Origin of the sequence: Microbacterium sp. NPDC008134 (assembly GCF_042957055.1) — a bacterium.
In the GTDB taxonomy this organism is placed as follows: Bacteria; Actinomycetota; Actinomycetes; order Actinomycetales; family Microbacteriaceae; genus Microbacterium.
This window is the reverse complement of the sequence record NZ_JBIBHO010000001.1, coordinates 364,263-380,818: the sequence shown is the minus strand read 5'-3', so window position 1 is coordinate 380,818 and position 16,556 is coordinate 364,263. Positions and strand designations below refer to the sequence as shown.

16 protein-coding genes are annotated in these 16,556 nt (G+C 68.7%); 7 read left to right on the top strand and 9 right to left on the bottom strand.

Translation table 11 applies throughout. The annotated features are described in order from the left end of the window. Positions 1–71: 71 nt before the first annotated feature. Both ACFY9N_RS01840 and ACFY9N_RS01835 read left to right on the top strand, forming a co-directional pair. A complete protein-coding gene (locus tag ACFY9N_RS01840) occupies positions 72–956 on the top strand; it encodes a phosphoribosylaminoimidazolesuccinocarboxamide synthase (RefSeq protein ID WP_391476546.1) in 885 nt (294 codons plus the stop codon). A 170-nt stretch (positions 957–1,126) separates the two neighbouring features. Next, positions 1,127–2,482, top strand: coding sequence for a uracil-xanthine permease family protein (locus ACFY9N_RS01835; protein WP_391476545.1), 1,356 nt, complete (start codon positions 1,127–1,129; stop codon positions 2,480–2,482). A gap of 211 nt (positions 2,483–2,693) precedes the next feature. Here the strand turns inward: ACFY9N_RS01835 and ACFY9N_RS01830 are convergent, their stop codons facing one another. Continuing rightward, positions 2,694–3,371, bottom strand: a complete 678-nt coding sequence (locus ACFY9N_RS01830; protein WP_391476543.1) for a TetR/AcrR family transcriptional regulator — start codon at positions 3,369–3,371, stop codon at positions 2,694–2,696. Positions 3,372–3,479: 108 nt separating this feature from the next. Between ACFY9N_RS01830 and ACFY9N_RS01825 the strand changes: the two genes are divergently transcribed. Both ACFY9N_RS01825 and ACFY9N_RS01820 read left to right on the top strand, forming a co-directional pair. After that, complete coding sequence (locus ACFY9N_RS01825; RefSeq protein WP_391476542.1) at positions 3,480–4,352, top strand: DUF1266 domain-containing protein; 873 nt, start codon at positions 3,480–3,482, stop codon at positions 4,350–4,352. Next, the gene (locus ACFY9N_RS01820) at positions 4,340–5,365 is read left to right on the top strand and encodes a hypothetical protein (protein WP_391476541.1); all 1,026 of its coding nucleotides are present in this window, start codon (positions 4,340–4,342) and stop codon (positions 5,363–5,365) included. The genes ACFY9N_RS01825 and ACFY9N_RS01820 overlap by 13 nt, the downstream gene beginning before the upstream one ends. A gap of 124 nt (positions 5,366–5,489) precedes the next feature. On the opposite strand, the gene ACFY9N_RS01815 is transcribed toward ACFY9N_RS01820, so the two are convergent. From ACFY9N_RS01815 to ACFY9N_RS01785, 7 genes are all read right to left on the bottom strand, one after another. Next, positions 5,490–5,993, bottom strand: coding sequence for a hypothetical protein (locus tag ACFY9N_RS01815; RefSeq protein ID WP_391476540.1), 504 nt, complete (start codon positions 5,991–5,993; stop codon positions 5,490–5,492). Between the two features lie 92 nt (positions 5,994–6,085). Next, positions 6,086–7,201 carry a hypothetical protein gene (locus ACFY9N_RS01810; protein WP_391476538.1) on the bottom strand — a complete coding sequence of 372 codons (1,116 nt, stop codon included), beginning with the start codon at positions 7,199–7,201 and terminating at the stop codon, positions 6,086–6,088. After that, positions 7,201–8,193, bottom strand: a complete 993-nt coding sequence (locus tag ACFY9N_RS01805) for a LacI family DNA-binding transcriptional regulator (protein WP_391476537.1) — start codon at positions 8,191–8,193, stop codon at positions 7,201–7,203. Before ACFY9N_RS01805 ends, ACFY9N_RS01810 begins: the two co-directional genes overlap by 1 nt. A gap of 58 nt (positions 8,194–8,251) precedes the next feature. Then, a complete protein-coding gene (locus ACFY9N_RS01800) occupies positions 8,252–9,682 on the bottom strand; it encodes a GH1 family beta-glucosidase (protein WP_391476536.1) in 1,431 nt (476 codons plus the stop codon). Between the two features lie 4 nt (positions 9,683–9,686). Next, entirely contained in the window at positions 9,687–10,577 is an 891-nt protein-coding gene (locus tag ACFY9N_RS01795) for a carbohydrate ABC transporter permease (protein ID WP_372491944.1), read from the bottom strand. Further along, a complete protein-coding gene (locus ACFY9N_RS01790) occupies positions 10,574–11,623 on the bottom strand; it encodes a carbohydrate ABC transporter permease (protein WP_391476534.1) in 1,050 nt (349 codons plus the stop codon). The genes ACFY9N_RS01795 and ACFY9N_RS01790 overlap by 4 nt, the downstream gene beginning before the upstream one ends. Before the next feature lie 140 nt (positions 11,624–11,763). Beyond that, positions 11,764–13,074, bottom strand: a complete 1,311-nt coding sequence (locus ACFY9N_RS01785; RefSeq protein ID WP_391476533.1) for an ABC transporter substrate-binding protein — start codon at positions 13,072–13,074, stop codon at positions 11,764–11,766. A gap of 186 nt (positions 13,075–13,260) precedes the next feature. On the opposite strand from ACFY9N_RS01785, the gene ACFY9N_RS01780 reads away from it, so the two are divergent. The 3 genes from ACFY9N_RS01780 to purQ all read left to right on the top strand — a co-directional run bounded on the left by ACFY9N_RS01780 (position 13,261) and on the right by purQ (position 14,840). Further along, positions 13,261–13,791: an adenine phosphoribosyltransferase gene (locus ACFY9N_RS01780; RefSeq protein WP_391476531.1), complete on the top strand. Its 531-nt coding sequence runs from the start codon at positions 13,261–13,263 to the stop codon at positions 13,789–13,791. 96 nt (positions 13,792–13,887) lie between these two features. Beyond that, positions 13,888–14,136, top strand: a complete 249-nt coding sequence (gene purS / locus ACFY9N_RS01775; protein WP_247623653.1) for a phosphoribosylformylglycinamidine synthase subunit PurS — start codon at positions 13,888–13,890, stop codon at positions 14,134–14,136. Next, positions 14,133–14,840 carry a phosphoribosylformylglycinamidine synthase subunit PurQ gene (gene purQ, locus ACFY9N_RS01770; RefSeq protein WP_391476530.1) on the top strand — a complete coding sequence of 236 codons (708 nt, stop codon included), beginning with the start codon at positions 14,133–14,135 and terminating at the stop codon, positions 14,838–14,840. The genes purS and purQ overlap by 4 nt, the downstream gene beginning before the upstream one ends. A 318-nt stretch (positions 14,841–15,158) precedes the next feature. Here purQ and ACFY9N_RS01765 read toward each other — a convergent pair whose 3' ends face one another. Then, positions 15,159–16,421 carry a hypothetical protein gene (locus tag ACFY9N_RS01765; protein ID WP_391476529.1) on the bottom strand — a complete coding sequence of 421 codons (1,263 nt, stop codon included), beginning with the start codon at positions 16,419–16,421 and terminating at the stop codon, positions 15,159–15,161. Positions 16,422–16,556 lie beyond the last annotated feature (135 nt).

Genomic DNA, 16,556 nt, shown 5'->3' with positions numbered 1-16,556 from the left:
GCGGATGCCGCGGCATCCGCCACTCCCCTTGACATCGTCGCGGCACACGGCCGCGTCCGCCGACCGGGATAATGGGGCGGGTGAGCACTCCTTCAGACGGCACGTCTCAGAGCATCCCCGGCTGGCGCCACCTCTACTCGGGCAAGGTCCGCGACCTGTACGCCTCGGAGGATCCGGCCGACACCCGCATCCTCGTGGTGGCGAGCGACCGCGTGAGCGCGTTCGACTTCGTGCTGTCGCCCGGCATCCCGAAGAAGGGCGCCCTGCTCACGCGACTGAGTCGCTGGTGGTTCGCTCAGCTCGACACCCCGAACCACCTCGCCGAGGGCGAGATCCCGGATGCCGTCGCCGACCGCGCCATGCTCGCGCAGTCGCTCGAGATGCTACCCGTCGAGTGCGTCGTGCGCGGATACATCACGGGGTCCGGCTGGGCGGAATACGAGGAGAGCGGCACCGTCTGCGGCATCCCCCTCCCCGCCGGCCTGAAGAACGGCGACCGCCTGCCCGAGCCACTATTCACCCCCGCGTACAAGGCGCCCATGGGCGAGCACGACGAGAACATCACTTTCGAGCAGACGGTCGAGCTGGTCGGCCCGGAGCGCGCCGCCGAACTGCGCGACGTCTCTCTCGACCTCTACACGCGCGCCGCCGCGATCGCCGAGGAGAAGGGCCTGATCCTCGCCGACACGAAGTTCGAGTTCGGAACGGACGCCGAGGGCGTGCTCCGTCTCGCCGACGAAGTGCTCACGAGCGACTCGTCGCGGTACTGGGATGCCGAAGCCTGGCGCACCGGTGTGACTCCGGGTCAGCGCATGGCGAGCTTCGACAAGCAGATCGTGCGCGACTGGCTCGCGTCGCAATGGGACAAGCAGGGCGAGCCGCCCGTGCTGCCCGAGCACATCGTCTCGCGCACGGCCGACCGGTACCGCGAGCTGATCGACCGCCTCGGCGCGTAGCCGCGGGGCCCTTCGACAAGCTCAGGGACCCAGTGGTCGTCGTCGTGAGCCGACTGGGTCGCTGAGCCTGTCGAAGCGTTCCCCACGAGACTCCCGGGCACCCAGGGAACACTCAGGAATCGGTAGTGTTGCTCCAGCACTCCCCCACCCCGAATCCCTGAGGAGCCCGCATGCCCCTGTGGAAGATCCACGGCAACGGCCGCACCGTCGAAGCCGGCGCCGTCGTCGCCCCCGAAGAGCGTCTGAACTGGCCCGCCACAATCGCGATCGGCGCACAGCACGTCGTCGCGATGTTCGGCGCCACGTTCCTCGTGCCCACTCTGACGGGCTTCCCCGTCTCGACCACACTGCTGTTCAGCGGTGTCGGCACCCTGCTCTTCCTCCTGATCACCAAGAACAAGCTGCCCAGCTACCTCGGCTCGTCGTTCGCGTTCATCGCGCCGATCACCGCCGCGGTCGCCGCGGGCGGCACGGGTTCGGCCCTCGCCGGAGTGGTGGCCGTCGGCATCCTGCTCGCCCTCGTCGGTCTCGTGGTGCAGTTCGCCGGCCTGCGCTGGGTCGACGCCCTGATGCCCCCGGTCGTCGCCGGCGCGATCGTCGCGCTCATCGGTTTCAATCTCGCTCCGACGGCGTGGAACAACTACAGCCTCGACCCGATCACCGCCACGATCACCCTCGTCGCGATCATCGTGTTCGCCGTGCTGTTCAAGGGCTTCCTCGGCCGCATCTCGATCTTCCTCGGCGTCGCGGTCGGCTTCATCTGGGCCGCGTTCAACGGCTCCTTCGACGTGCCCAACGCACTGCGCGGCGGCAAGACACCGAACGAGCTGATCGCCGAGGCATCCTGGATCGGCCTGCCCGACTTCCAGTTCCCCGACTTCGTCGCCCCCGGCACGTGGTCGACGATCGCGATGTTCCTGCCGGTCGTGCTCGTGCTCGTCGCCGAGAACATCGGCCACGTGCGCGGCGTCGCCACCATGACCGAAGACCCGGCGGTCAACAAGCAGACCGGTCGCGCGCTCATCGCCGACGGTGTCGCGACGACCATCGCCGGTGGTTTCGGCGGCTCGGGAACCACGACCTACGGCGAGAACATCGGCGTCATGGCCGCCACCCGCGTCTACTCGACCGCCGTCTACTGGGTCGCAGGCCTGTTCGCGATCCTGCTGGCCTTCTCGCCCAAGGTCGGCGAGGTGTTCAACTCGATCCCGGCCGGCGTGCTCGGCGGCGCGACCACGGCGCTCTACGGCCTCATCGGCATCATCGGCATCAAGATCTGGGTCGACAGCCGCGTCGATTTCTCGCGTCCGGTGAACCAGTACACCGCCGCGGTGTCGCTCGTGATCGGCATCGCCGGATTCTCGATGAACCTCGGCGACTTCGCGTTCGGCGGCATCGTGCTCGGCACCGTCGCGGCCCTGCTGATCTACCACGTGGGCAACCTCATCGCCCGTGCGCGCAAGACCGGCGCCGACGACCCCAAGCCCCTCGAGCCCGTCGGTCCGCTGGGCGGCGACCCGGCCTGACGCCGGCCTGCATGACAGAAGGTCCCGGATGCTTCGCCTAGAAGCATCCGGGACCTTCGGGTTTCTGCGGGGCGGGACCCTTCGACAAGCTCAGGGACCCAGTCATGCGGGGCGGGACCCTTCGACAGACTCAGGGAGCCCGTGCGGAAACCGGACACTGCCGGACTGGGTCGCTGAGCCTGTCGAAGCGCCCCCGCCCGAGAAACTCCACTCAGCCGGCGGACTCAACCCCGTCGCTCACGCCGCCGCGGGCGCGCGGGCGCGGCTCGCCCTCGCGCGGGGCGACGTCCAGCGGCAGCGGCACCGTCGGCTCGGGCAGCCCGTAGAGCCGGCGCACCCACCGGCGCGCATCCTCGAGCGGGTACGTGTCGCGGTACACGGAGTACTTCACGAAAACGCCTTCGAGCACGCTGCGGAACATGACCTCTTCGAGGCCGGGATCTGCGGCCCCGCGCGCACGGAACAGGTTGCGCACCGCGTCTTCGGCCATCGTGACCTGCTCGCTGAAGCGGTCTTCCGACTCGGCGAAGAGACGGTGCGTGGCCGGTTGCTGCTGGATCGCCAGCACGACGCGCTGCAGCGGGACCGCGTAGGCCGTCGCCTGGAACACGCTGTCGATGATCGAGGCGAGCACCTCGTCCGGCGTGCCCTCGACGTTCGGCAGCTCGAGCAACGTCGTGAACCACCGGTCGATGACGGCGGCGATGAGCTGGTCCTTGCCGCCGAAGTGGTAGCTGACGAGACCCTGGGCGACCCCGGCGCGTTTGGTGATCTCGGCGATGCTGGCGCCGGAGACGCCGCGTTCCTCGAACACTTCGATCGCCGCTTGGAGGATGACCTCCTTGGCGCGTTCGCGCGCTATCCGGTTCTGTTCTTCTGATCGCGCCATCTGAAATTCACTTCCCCATCGCCCCCAAATTGCACTTGCGTGCGTCCCCGCCCTATAGATTACTCACTGAATGTACATTCAACTTAAGAATTTCTCTGGGGAGTCTCCATGCATCGTTCCGCCCGCGTCGATTTCAACGACCTCGGATCCATCGTCGGCTGGTTGGTCGGCCAGTGGTGGGTCTGGGCGATCGTCGGCGCCGTCGCCCTCTTCTTCCTCGTGCTCTGGCTCATCCCCGCGGCGAAGGTGAAGCCGTCCGAGAAGTTCTCGACGACGGATGCCGAGGCGAACGAGATCGCCCTGGGCTTCCTGCAGATCCGCAACCTGCCGTCGGGTCCCTGGAACGACCCGACCGCGAGCGGCCTCGGGGCATCCGAGAAGTCCGTGCTCGTCGAGCAGTGGGGCGTGCACACGCGTGAGGAGTGGCTCGCGAACATCGAGCGGCTCACGACGGTGCGCCGTCGGCGCGAGGTCTGGGTGCTGTACCTCGCGGTGCGCACGGCCCTCGCCGAGCGACTCGGCCGTGCGCCGAAGTCGAAGGAGTGGCTGGCCGCCATCGTCGAGGAGGGTGGCGACAAGCGCGACGCCAAGACGTTCGTCACCGCGATCGAGTACATCGAATCGGAGGTGCGCAAGCGCGTCGGCAAGGACATCGTGACGCCGGGCCTGTTCGTGCAGACCCTCGACGGCTACGCGATCGGCCAGGCCGTCGCGATGGCGACCTGGGGCGTCGCCCTCGGCCACGGCGACGTGCCCGAGGCGCGCTCGATCATCCACACGATCAACGCCGAGGCGCGACCCGCGTTCTCGTCGTGGGCCGACTTCGGCCTCAGCTACCTCGCCGGTCGCGTGATGCACTGGTCCGACGGCCGCGTCGACGAGAAGTCGTTCGAGAAGTTCGGCGACGGATGGTCGGACTTCAAGGCCGCGGCGACCGAAACGCGCAACGGTCCGTGGGCGACGCTGCCGTGGACGCTGTAGCCGTCGACCTCGCTCCGCTGCAGCGCAGCGCCGGCATCCGCGACATCGTCGCCTTCGAGCGGATCACGAAGACCCCGCTGCACCGGCGCTTCGTGTTCCTGCTCGTGGTCGTGCTGCTGTTCGCGGCAGCGATGCTCGTGGGCCTGTGGTTCCTCGGACGCACCGACATCCTGGCGGTCGCTCCGATCCTCGCGGTGTTCGTGATCGGCTACACGCTGCTCGGCGCCGTCGGTTTCGTGTGGTTCGCGGTGGGGCTCGGCCGCCGCGTCAAGATCGCGGCCTTCGCCTGGCAGAACGGCTGGGCGTACGCGGATCGCCTCGAGCACACCCGCCGTCCCGGCGCGCCCTTCGCCCGCGTGCTGCGCGGGCAGGAACGGGCGGTGGTCGCGGGCGACGACCCGCGGATGCCGTTCGAGCTCGGCATCCATCACTCGCTGTCTCGCGGCCAGGAGGGCGCGACGGTGCAGCGTCCGTTCGCGTTCATCGAGCTACCGCTGCCGTCGTCGGTGCCGCACATCGTGCTGGCGAACCGGCGGCGCAACATCGTGTCGACGCTGGGCCTCGGGCGGGGCGCAGCCCGGATGGACCTCGAGGGCGAGTTCGCGAAGGTGTTCCGGTTGATCGTGCCGGAGGGGTACCAGACCGACGCACTCTACATCTTCACGCCCGACCTGATGGCGCGCCTGCTCGACCTCGGACGCGGTGCCGAGATCGAGCTCGTCTCCGACCGGTTGTACATGTACCTGCCGGGCAGCACCCGGTTCGATCGCCCGGCGACGATGGCCGCAGCCCTCGTTCTCGCCGAGGAGTTCCACCGCCGCTTCACCGCACGCACCGAGCTCTACCGCGACGACGCCGCGGGTGAGCTCGCCGCGCGCGCCGGAGTCTCGGTGGGGCTTCGCGGCCAGCGCCTCGGCGGGCACGGCATCTCGGTGCTGGCGGTGGCGAGCACCGCCGGGATCGTGCTGCTGTCGGCCGGTGTGACCGCACTCACGCTGTTCGGCGGCCTCTGAGACTCGCGGGTGGGTTCCTGTACCTGAGGGGGCGACGGGAACCCACCCGTGTTCAAGGGCCCTACCCCGCGAGGCCCCATCGGGCCGAACTCCGGGCCCCGGGATCCGTCGCCGCCTCACTGATTCAGGCGGATCGGCTGCACTCGCTCGTGGAGCGCAGTGTGATTCGCGCCTCACCGCTGGCATCGGTGGCGGTGATGTTGATGATGGTGAGGTCCCGACCCACGATGCGGATGCCGAGATTCGCGCGCGAATCGAGCGTCCTGACCCGCACGACCCAGCCGTCCGCTTCGGGGAACGTCCCGCCGAGGGCCGCCGCCCACGCCACACGATCCAGGTCGGGGTCGACGTCGAGAACTCGCTGGACTCTCGCTTGAGCACCACGTTCCTCGATGGGGCAGGCCTGTTCAGCAACCTCCTCCGAGCGCTCGATGATGCTGCCCGCCGCGATCGATTCTTCGATCCGGTCGAAGTGCCCCTCGATCTTCGCGACCGCCTCCTCCAGCAGGGGCCGCGGCGGACTCGGGACCACGAGGGTCGCCAGCCAGACCACCGCCAAGAGCCCGCCGCACCCGATCACCATCAGAAGCGACTGCTTCCCCGGGCTGAGTCGTGACCGCTTACGCATCCGGTGATGCTATCGGCAACCCGGTGATCCGTTCACATCGAGAGCGGGTGCTTCGACAGGCTCGGCAACCCCGTTTCGATACTCGGCGTTCGTCAGCCGAGCGGGGCGTTGAGCATTGCCGCCCACTCCCGGATCTCCTGACGCTCGTTCTCCTGGCAGACGTACCCGTACCCCGTGGTGGAGCCGTCGTTGTCGAGCGTCCACAGGTCGTAGTAGGTGAGAGCGAAACAGTCCGCCATGACTTCTTCGCTGCCCTGGAAAAGGCCCTGCTCGAGCAGAGCCTTGTAGTCACCGTCGTTCTCCAGGTAACTCGCGTTGTCCGCGCGTTGGTAGACGTGCGCCAGTTCGTGCACGACCGTGAACTTGCTCGCCCATTCGCCGAGTTCGCTCTCCGGGAGCAAGTGCACGGTGAGGGAGTCCTCCTTGGTGATGCAGCCCGTCGTCCGCCAGTTCTCGCGATCATCGGCCCGGCACGCGGTCGCCGCATCCCACTGGATGTCGACGAAGCCCTTGCCTGCGGCATCCACGATTCCCTCGGTGACGGAGCCGCTCGCGTTCGTGCGCCGCGCCTGCGCCTCGGCGACGCTGACCTCGAGCCCCTCTCGGAATGTCTTCGTCTGGGCGGCGATCGTCTGCGCGGTGTACTCGTTCAGATCGGGGTCGGCCATCTTCTCGTCCTGCCGGAACAGCCACTCGAAGTCCGCGACGAGCCAGGCGACGGGGGAGCCGTCGAACTCGTACGAGAGCTCGTCGATCCTCGCGCGCTCCTCATCGTAGAGAGCGAGCTGCGCGTCGATCTCCGACCCCGTCGCGGGTGCGTCGCCGGACGAGGGGCGGTCCGCCGTGGTCGTCCCACCGGAGAGGAGCGATGCGCCGATCCCCGTGAACGCGACGAGGCAGACGATCGCGACGACGACGAGGCAGCCGCACCCGGCGAGCCAACCGCCCACCACATGGCGTCGAGGAGCAGGCGGGGCCGGCCAGGGCGCTGTCGCCGATGGCACTGCGGGCGCGATCGGGTACGGCGGCGGGGATGCCTGCCCCGCCGGCACACCGGGATTGACTGCTCGGATCCACTGGGCGAGTTCGGACGGCGTGGCCGGGTTCGCTGCGATCAGTCCATGCAGGTCCCACCGACGACCGGCGAGTTCAGCCAGTACGTGCGGCGGGGCGTTCGGGTCGCTCGCAGCCAGGTGCTCCGTACTCATCAGGCGGATGCCCGGACCACGAGCTCGGTCGGCAGGATCGTCGTGCGGGGCGGCTCTTCCCCGGCGAGCCGCGACAGCAGCACCTGCGCCATCGCCTCGCCCTGGGCGTACATCGGCTGGCGCATCGTGGTGAGCTGCGGGTCGCAGCTGAGCGCGACCGAGGAGTCGTCGAACCCGACCAGCGCGATGTCGTCGGGAACGCGGATACCGGAGGCGCGCAGCGCCGTCAGCGCACCCCGGGCCATCAGGTCGCTCGCCACGAAGATCGCATCGGGGCGCCCGGCCGCGAGGATGCGCCGCGCGGCATCCGCACCGCTGGCCTCGCTGTAGTCGCCCTCCTCCTCGGCGAACGGCGTGAGTCCGGCATCCGCCAGCGCCTCGCGGAAGCCCTGCACGCGATCGATCGACGAGAGCATCGTGAGCGGTCCGGAGATCGTGGCGATGCGGGTGCGGCCGATGTCGACCAGGCGGCGCACCGCCTCGCGCGCACCCGCCACGTTGTCGACGTCGACCACGTAGTCGGTCTCACGCGTGCGCACGGGCCGTCCGCCGTAGACGACCGGCACGGCATCCGCGATCCTGTCGATGAACGCGTCGCTCGTATGGTGCGAGACGAGCAAGGCGCCGTCGACGCCGCCGTTGCGCACGAAGCCGGTCATCTTGTCGCCCGGGTCGTCGCTCGCGATGAGCAGGTTCAGAAGGTAGTCGGAACTGCGGAGCGTGCCGGTGATGCCGGCGACGATCGCCGCGAAGAACGGGTCGCCGAAGAATCGTGTGGTGTCTTCGGGCACGATCAGGGCGATCGCGTGGGTCTGCCGCGACGCGAGCGATCGCGCCGCGCGGTTCGGCACGTAGTTCAGCCGCTCGATGGCGTCGTGCACCGCGGCGAGCGCCTCGGGGCTGACCGAGGTCGACCCGTTGACGACGCGCGACACCGTCGACCGCGATACCCCGGCGGCAGCGGCCACCTCTTCGATCGTCGCTCGCGACACAGCTCTCCTCCGATCCAGCGGGGCGATCGGATGCTCCGACCGCCCTCGCCGCCCGGTCTCAGAGAGAGCGAGCGGCGATGATGCGAGCGTACTCCCGCGCGGAGTCCTTGAGCGTGCGCTCCTGGGTGTCGTAGTCGACGCGGACGATGCCGAAGCGCTTGTCGTAGCCCCACGCCCACTCGTAGTTGTCGAACAGCGACCAGTAGAAGTACCCGCGCACGTCGACGCCGGTGTCGGCCGCGTCGAGCACCGCGGCCAGGTGCAGGCGCAGGAACTCGGCACGGTCGTCGTCGTGCACGCGCGTCTCGCCGTCTTCCATGACCACGACGTCGTCGTAGGCGGCGCCGTTCTCGGTCATGTAGAGCACGGTGCCGGCGGGTTGCGCGTACTCGGTCCACACGCGCTGCAGCAGGCGGGTGAGGCCCTCGGGCTGCACCTCCCAGTTCTGCGCCGTGCGGGGCAGGCCACGCTCGACGTTGTGGATGTTCTCGAACGACGGGTAGGGGCTGCGCACCTTGCGCTCGGTGTCGGGCACGCTCTCGACCGCGGCGTTCTCGGGCACCGCGCCCGAGACGAGGTCGCCGTGGTAGTAGTTCACGCCCTGCGTGTCGATGTGCTGCGAGATCGTGGCGAGGTCGCCGTCGTGGATCGCCGCTTCGAATGTCGCGACGGCCTCGGCATCCACCGCCCGGATGTCTTCGACGATGTCGGCCGGATACTCGCCCCGGTAGATGGGGTCGAGGAACCAGCGGTTGAACTGCCCGTCGATGCGGCGCGCGGCGTCGACGTCGGCGGGGTTCGTCGGGTCGGCCGGGTCGGCGACCGTGTGGTTGAGCGTGACGCCGAGGTTGAGCGAGGCGTCGCGACCGCGCAGCTCGCGCACCGTCTCGCCGTGGGCGAGCAGCAGGTGGTGAGCCGAGAGCAGACCCTCGGCGACGCTCGTGTGACCCGGCGCGTGCTCCCCACCCGTGTACGACAGGAACGACGAGCACCACGGCTCGTTCAGCGTCGTCCACACGTTCACCCGGTCGCCGAGCGCGTCGTGCATGGTGCCTGCGTACTCGAGGAAGCGACCGACGGTGTCGCGGTTCGTCCAGCCGCCCGTCTCCTGCAGCGCCTGCGGCATGTCCCAGTGGTACAGCGTCAGCCACGGCAGGATGTCGGCGGCGAGCAGTTCGTCGACGAGACGGCTGTAGAAGTCGACACCCGCCGGGTTCACCGCGCCGCCGTCGGGGCGCACCCGCGACCACGAGGTCGAGAAGCGGTACGTCTGCAGCCCCAGGTTCTTCATCAGCGCGACGTCGTCGCGGTACCGGTGGTAGTGGTCGCACGCCACGTCGCCGTTGTCGCCGTTGATCACCGCTCCGGGAACGCGAGAGAACGCGTCCCAGATCGATGCGGTACGCCCGTCCTCGAACGCCGCCCCCTCGATCTGATAGGCCGCCGTCGCGGCTCCGAACAGGAAGTTCTGGGGGAAAGCACGGGTCATGGAGTCATCCTTTCACCGCGCCCGCCATGATGCCACTGACCAGCTGCTTGCCCGCGACCACGAAGAGCACGAGCAGCGGGAGGGTCGCGAGCACCGCACCGGCGAGCACGATCGAGTAGTCGATGTAGTAACCGGACTGCAGCTGGCTGAGCGCGGTCTGGAGGGTGGGATTCGAGGGAGAGAGCACGATCAGCGGCCACAGGTAGTCGGTCCATGCGGTCATGAACGTGAAGAGCCCGAGGATGGCCATCGCGGGGCGGGCGGCGGGGATGCCGACCGTGAGGAAGGTGCGGAACTGGTTGGCGCCGTCGACGCGCGCGGCCTCGATCAGCTCGTCGGGGATGACGTCGACGAGGTACTGCCTCATGAAGAAGACGCCGAACGCGGTGACGAGCGTCGGCACGATCACGGCCCCGATCGAGCCCGTCCAGCCGAGCTCGCGCATGAGCATGAACAGCGGGATGATGCCGAGCTGCGTCGGGATGGCCATGGTCGCGATCACGAACACCATCAGCCCGTCGCGACCCTTGAAGCGCAGCTTCGCGAACGCGTAGCCGGCGAGGGTCGAGAATGTCACGACCGAGATCGTGATGATGCCCGAGATCAGGAACGAGTTGCCCAGCGCCAGCCAGAACGGGATCGCGTCGAACACCTTGGCGGCGTTGGCGAGGAAGTTGCCGCCCGGGATCAGCGGCAGGGTCTCGCCGCGCGTGGCGTTCGTGCCGCTCGCGACCACGACCGACCACCACAGCGGATAGACGCTGCCGATGACGAACGCGGCCAGCAGGCCGTAGGTGAGGAAGCCGGGACGGCTGCCGATGCCCGCGTTGCCGAGGGCGCTGCCCCGGCGACGACGGATCTTCTCGGGCACGCTCAGTGCCATGGTCGCGGTCATCGGGCGTCCTCCTCGAGGGCGGCGGTCGCACGGGCGCGACGGCGGGTGGCGCGGTTGCGCCCGGCATCCCCGGTCGAGATCCGGCGCGAGATCAGGAAGTTGATCACGCCGATACCGACGATCAACAGGAACAGCAGGATGGCGACGGCGGATGCTTCGCCGAGATCGCGCCGGAAGAAGGCGAGTTCCCACAGGAACAGCACGGTCGTCTGGAACTGCCGGTCGCTGCCGCCGATGCCGCCGGCGGTCGAGACGTCGAACAGCCGCGGCTCGGCGAAGATCTGCAGCCCGCCGATCGTCGCGGTGATGATGACGAAGATCAGCGTCGGGCGGATCGTGGGGATCGTGATCGAGAAGAAGCGTCGGGCCGCACCCGCTCCGTCGAGGGCCGCGGACTCGTAGAGGTCGCGCGGCACGGCCTGCATCGCCGCGAGCAGGATGAGGGCGTTGTATCCGATCCAGCGGAAGTTCACCATCACCGCGATCGCGATGTGCGAGAGCGCGGTGTCGTGCTTCCACTGCTGATCGGCGATGCCGATGAGATTGAGCAGGTTGTTCGCGAGACCGTCGGCCTCGTTGAAGATGCTCGAGAAGATGATCGCGACGGCGACCGGGGTCACGACGAACGGGATGAGCACGCTCATGCGCCAGAACGTCGGCGCGCGCAGGCCGCGGTCGAGCAGGTACGCGATCGTCAGGGCGACCGCGAGCTGCGGGATCGCCGACAGCAGGAAGATGCTGAGCGTGTTGAAGATCGAGTTCCAGAACATCGCGTCGCCGAGGATCTCGACGAAGTTGCCGAAGCCGACGAACCCGCCCTCGCCCTTCAGCAGATCCCACTCGTGCACGGCGACGTACACCGTGTAGAGCAGAGGGAAGAGACCGACCAGCCCGAACAGCAGGAAGAACGGCGAGATGTAGAAGTACGGCGAGGCGTTCTGGTCGAATCGCGAGACGCGATGGCGCCAGGAGCGTTTCGGCGGAGCATCCGCTGTCGGATCGGATGCCGCCACCCGCTGCTGCGCGGGCGGTGCGGTGAGAGTCATGGGGTTCCTTGATCGGTGGGCCCTTCGTCTCGCTCCGCTCGCTCAGGGACCGGACACACCGGTCCCCGCTCGCTCAGGAACCGGACACACCGGTCCCTGAGCGAGGAGCGCCAGCGACGAGACGAAGGGCGAAGGGCCGGTCAGCCGACCAGGTCGTTCAGGAGGGAGATGGCCTGATCCCAGGCGCCCTGGGTGTCGGTCTCGCCACGGTCGAGCGCGCTGAGCGCCGGGCCGAAGACGTTCTCCTGGATCACCGAGTCGTCGGCTCCCTTGAACTGCGCGACCACGCCCTTCGCGCGCTCCGCGAGGATCGCGCCGGTGGGGGCGTCGTTGAAGAACGCGTTCGGGGTCGCGTCAGCGGCGAGGGTCTCCTGCGCCGTGATCGTCGAGGGGAAGTTGCCGGCGGCGGCCGACTGCTTCACCTGCTGCTCGGGCTGCGTCAGCCAGTCGGCGAGTTCGGCCGCGGCCTCCTTGTGCTGCGAGGACTCCGGGATCGACAGGAACGCACCGCCCCAGTTCGCCGCTCCGCCGGGGAAGACGTCGGCGAAGTCCCAGCCGGTCGACGCGTCGCCGCCGCCGGCCTCGACCTGCCCCTGCACGACGCCGAGCATCCAGCCCGGGCAGACGAAGGTCGCGAAGGTGCCGTCGACGAACGACTTGCCGCCGTTCCAGTCCCACGCGGTCTGCGCGGCGGACTGGCCGCCCTCGGTCGCCGCGCCGAGCAGCTCGAAGCGCTCCTGCAGCTCGTCGTTGCCCTCGACGTTCAGCTCGCCGTCGGCGGTGTAGTAGCCCTCGTCGAGCTGGTTGACCATGGCGTTCCAGACGAAGCCGGAGTGGTCGTACCAGGCCTTGCCCGTCTTGGCCGTGTAGTCGGCGCCGACCTGGAAGTAGTTCTCCCAGTCGCCGTTCAGCAGCTCGGCGACGGACTCGCGGTCGCTCGGAAGACCGGCGGCCTCGAACGCGGCACCGTTGTAGCAGATGCCCGAGGGGCCGATGTCGGTGCCGTAGCCGATGACGCGGCCCTCGGCATCCGTCGCCTGTCCGTACTTCCAGTCGACCCAGTCGTCCTTGCGGTCCTCGATGCCGTAGTCGCGCAGGTCGACGAAGGTGTCGGAGACGTCCATGACGGCGCCGAGCCAGCCCTCCTCGATCGCGACGACGTCGCTGAGGCCCGAGCCCGCCGCGATCTTGGTGAAGGCGTCGGTGCGGGCGTTGCCGCCGGTGTCGATGTTGGTGGCTTCGATGGTGATGTTCGGGTGGGCGTCCTCGTACTCCTTGTACAGGTCGTCGTAGCCGAAGGTGCCGAACGTGGTGACGGTGAGGGTGATCTCCTCGTCGGCGTTCGAGCCGCCCTCGTCTCCGCCGCCGGTGGAACAGCCGGCGAGGGCGAGGGCCGAGACGGATGCCACGGCTGCGGTCGTGAGGACCCGATGGCGGGCGCGTGCGTTCACAGTTCACTCCTTTGTGAGGTGGTGCGGTGGTGGTGCGGGTGCGGTGGTGCGTCGGGATGGTGCATGAGCCGTGGGCTCCTCGATGGGAGCGCTCCCATGACGTTTCCGTCACGATATGGGAGCGCTCCCATGGTTGTCAAGAGCATCCGTTTTCGTCACCGTCGAGACCGGGAGTACCCTTGCTCAGTGCCCGAAGCCGAACTCTCCCCCGCCCTCGTCCGCGCCCAGTCGCTGATCCGCAACGTGCCGGACTACCCGGAACCCGGCATCATCTTCCGCGACATCACGCCGCTGCTCGCCGACGCCGAAGCCCTCCGCGTCACGACCGAGGCCATCATCGAACCGTTCGCCGGGCAGTTCGACGTGATCGCCGGCATCGAGGCCCGCGGGTTCATCCTCGCCAGCGCCGCCGCCATCGCCGCGGGCACCGGACTCATCCCGATCCGCAAGGCGGGCAAGCTGCCCCGCCCCGCGGCATCCGTCGACTACGCCCTCGAATACGGCACCGCGACGATCGAGATGCACGACGACCTGCCCACAGGCTCCCGCGTGCTGCTCATCGACGATGTTCTCGCCACGGGCGGCACCCTCGCCGCCGGCCGCAAGCTCGTCGAAGAGCTCGGCAGCCACGTCGTCGGCATCTCGGTGCTCTTCGAGATCGACGGCCTCGGCGGCCGCGAGCTCATCGGCGATCTGCACACCGTCTTCCACGCCTGAGCCGCGCTCCTGTACGCCACGCCCGGCGGCGAATCCGCCCCGAGACGTGGCGGTAGACTGGACGCGCCTTCCTGCCCGCGACTTCTGGAGCCGTTCATGCCCACCATCGTCGTCGACGTCATGCCCAAGTCCGAACTGCTCGACCCGCAGGGGAAGGCCGTCTCCGGAGCGTTCGCACGCCTCGGCGTCGAGGGCTTCTCCGATGTCCGCATCGGCAAGCGCTTCGAGCTCACGGTCGAGGGCGAAGTCACCGACGAGCTGCTCGCCGAGGCGACCCGCATCGCCGACGAGGTGCTGTCGAACTCCGTGATCGAGGACGTCGTGGGCATCGAGGTCGTCGAATGACCGTACGCATCGGGGTCGTCACCTTCCCCGGCTCGCTCGACGACCGCGACGCGCAGCGCGCCGTGCGCATCGCCGGCGCCGAGCCCGTCGCCCTCTGGCACGGTGCGCACGACCTCGAGGGTGTCGACGCCCTCGTGCTGCCCGGCGGCTTCAGCTACGGCGACTACCTGCGGGCAGGTTCCATCGCCGCGCTGTCGCCGATCATGGCCGAGGTCAAGGATGCCGCAGCCAAGGGCATGCCCGTGCTCGGCATCTGCAACGGGTTCCAGATGCTCGTCGAGTCGCACCTGCTGCCCGGCGGACTCATCCGCAACAGCCACCAGCACTTCATCCGTCGCGACCAGAAGCTGACGGTCGAGAACTCCGACACCGCGTGGACCAACGAGTTCCGTCGCGGGCAGGAGATCATCATCCCGCTCAAGAACGCCGACGGCGGCTACATCGCCGACGAGCAGACCCTCGACCGCATCGAGGGCGAGGGTCTCGTCGCCTTCCGCTACTCGGGCGTCAACCCCAACGGTTCGCTGCGCGACATCGCCGGCATCACGAACGAGGCGGGCAACGTCGTGGGGCTCATGCCGCACCCCGAGCACGCGACCGAGGCCGGCTTCGGCCCCGACACCGCGGCGGCCATGCGCTCCGGCATCGACGGCATCGCCTTCTTCACGAGCGCGATCGCCGCGGTCGCCCGCGTCGCCGCGTAACTTCTTCGACGAAGGGGGCGGATGCTTCGGCATCCGCCCCCTCTCTTTTGCTCCGACACCCTTCCGGGGTGTCCTCCCCGGCTTTCGAATCGCTCACTTTTCGGTTCTCGGCACCCGAAAGTCGCAAGGTGAGCGATTCGAAGGCTGAGGCAGATGTCGGAGGGATTCGACCGCAGCGTCCGGCATCCGTCCTTCGAGCCCCGGAGTGTCGCCACCCATCGCCGTCGGCGACGCGGGAGGGTTTTTGAATCGCTCACCTTGCCGTTTCCGGCACCCGAAGGTCGCAAAGTGAGCGATTCAAAAGCGGGATGCCGCCACTCAGTCGGCCGGGAGGGCGAAGGGGTTGTCGCCGGCAGCGGCGAGCAGGTACCAGGCGGTGGCGCCGGTGTGCAGGCTCGCGTAGTAGAGGTCGCCGAAGCCGGAGTCGAGGCCGTCGGTCGAGGTCGCGACGATTCCCTTGCCGTCACCGTTCTCCGCATCGCGCTGACCGAGGCGGATGCTGTCGAGCAGCATGTCCGCGTAGGCGGCATCGCCCGCGGCATCGCGCAGCTTCAGGGCGAGGGCGAGGTGCCCGGCGCCCTCGAACCAGACCTTCGAGGTGTCGACGTCACTGATGCCGGGGCCGGTGTACGGACCGTCGGTGCCGATGAGGTTCGCGAGCGTCCAGTCGAGCGCAGCGTCGTAGCGGGGGTCGCCCGTGGCGATCGAGGTCCAGGTCTGCGCATCGAGCGGGATCGGGCGCGTGTTGACCGTGCTGCCGTCGAGCAGCGTGCCGGTGTCGACGTGCCCGTCGGCGCTCTGCATCGCGGCGACGAAGTCCGCGGCCACCGCGGCGCGATCGGCCCAGACCGTGTCACCCGTGAGCTGGGCGAGCTGCCCGAAGAATCCGGCGATGTCGGCGTTGTGCTCGGTGGACTTCCAGAGGAGCGAGTCACCGGCATCCGTCTGCCCACCGGTGTAGCCGTAGGGGGCGCGCACCATGTCGGCGGTGTTCGTCTGGATCCAGTTCGCGATGTCGAGCGCACCGTCGAGGTAGCGCTGGTCGCCGGTGGCGTGGAAGAGGCGGGTGAGGGCGAGGCCCGCCCAGGCCTGGTTGCCGGTGAACGTGCCGGGTCCGGTGATCTCCATGCGGCCCTGACGGATGCCGTGGGGCTCGTAGTGCGTGCGCACGCGCCCGTCACCGATCGGGTCGTTTTCCTGAACGAAGAGCAGGGCCTCGCCGATGCTCTCGGCACGGCGGATGTCGTCGGGCAGTCCACGCGCGGTGTAGGCGATGATGACGAGGGCGTCGTCGTAGACGAACGACGGCGTGAAGTCCCAGCTCGGGGTGGTGAAGAACCCGCCCTCGTAGCTGCGCGGCAGGCACATGCCCTCGCCGTCGCAGAACTGGTCGGTGCGCGCGTCGAGGAACTCATACGCGAGGGCGATCGACACGGAGGGCTCCGGTGCAGTGGGGTCGGATGCTTCGTCAGTGGTGGTCAGGTCGCCGGAGGCTGCGGATGCCGCGCCGGCGAGCACAGCGGTGGCGACGAGCGCGACGGCGACCGTCCAGCCGATGGCGCGGCGTGGGGGACGAGACATGCGGGGGACCTCTCGCAGAGGACACGTGTGCGGGGGATCACACGGGCGACCCGAGGGTCACGCGAAGATCATCTCAAATCCGAGCGCGAGAGGGAAGGGGATTTCTTACAGTTTCTGCTCGTGTATGAGAAAGGA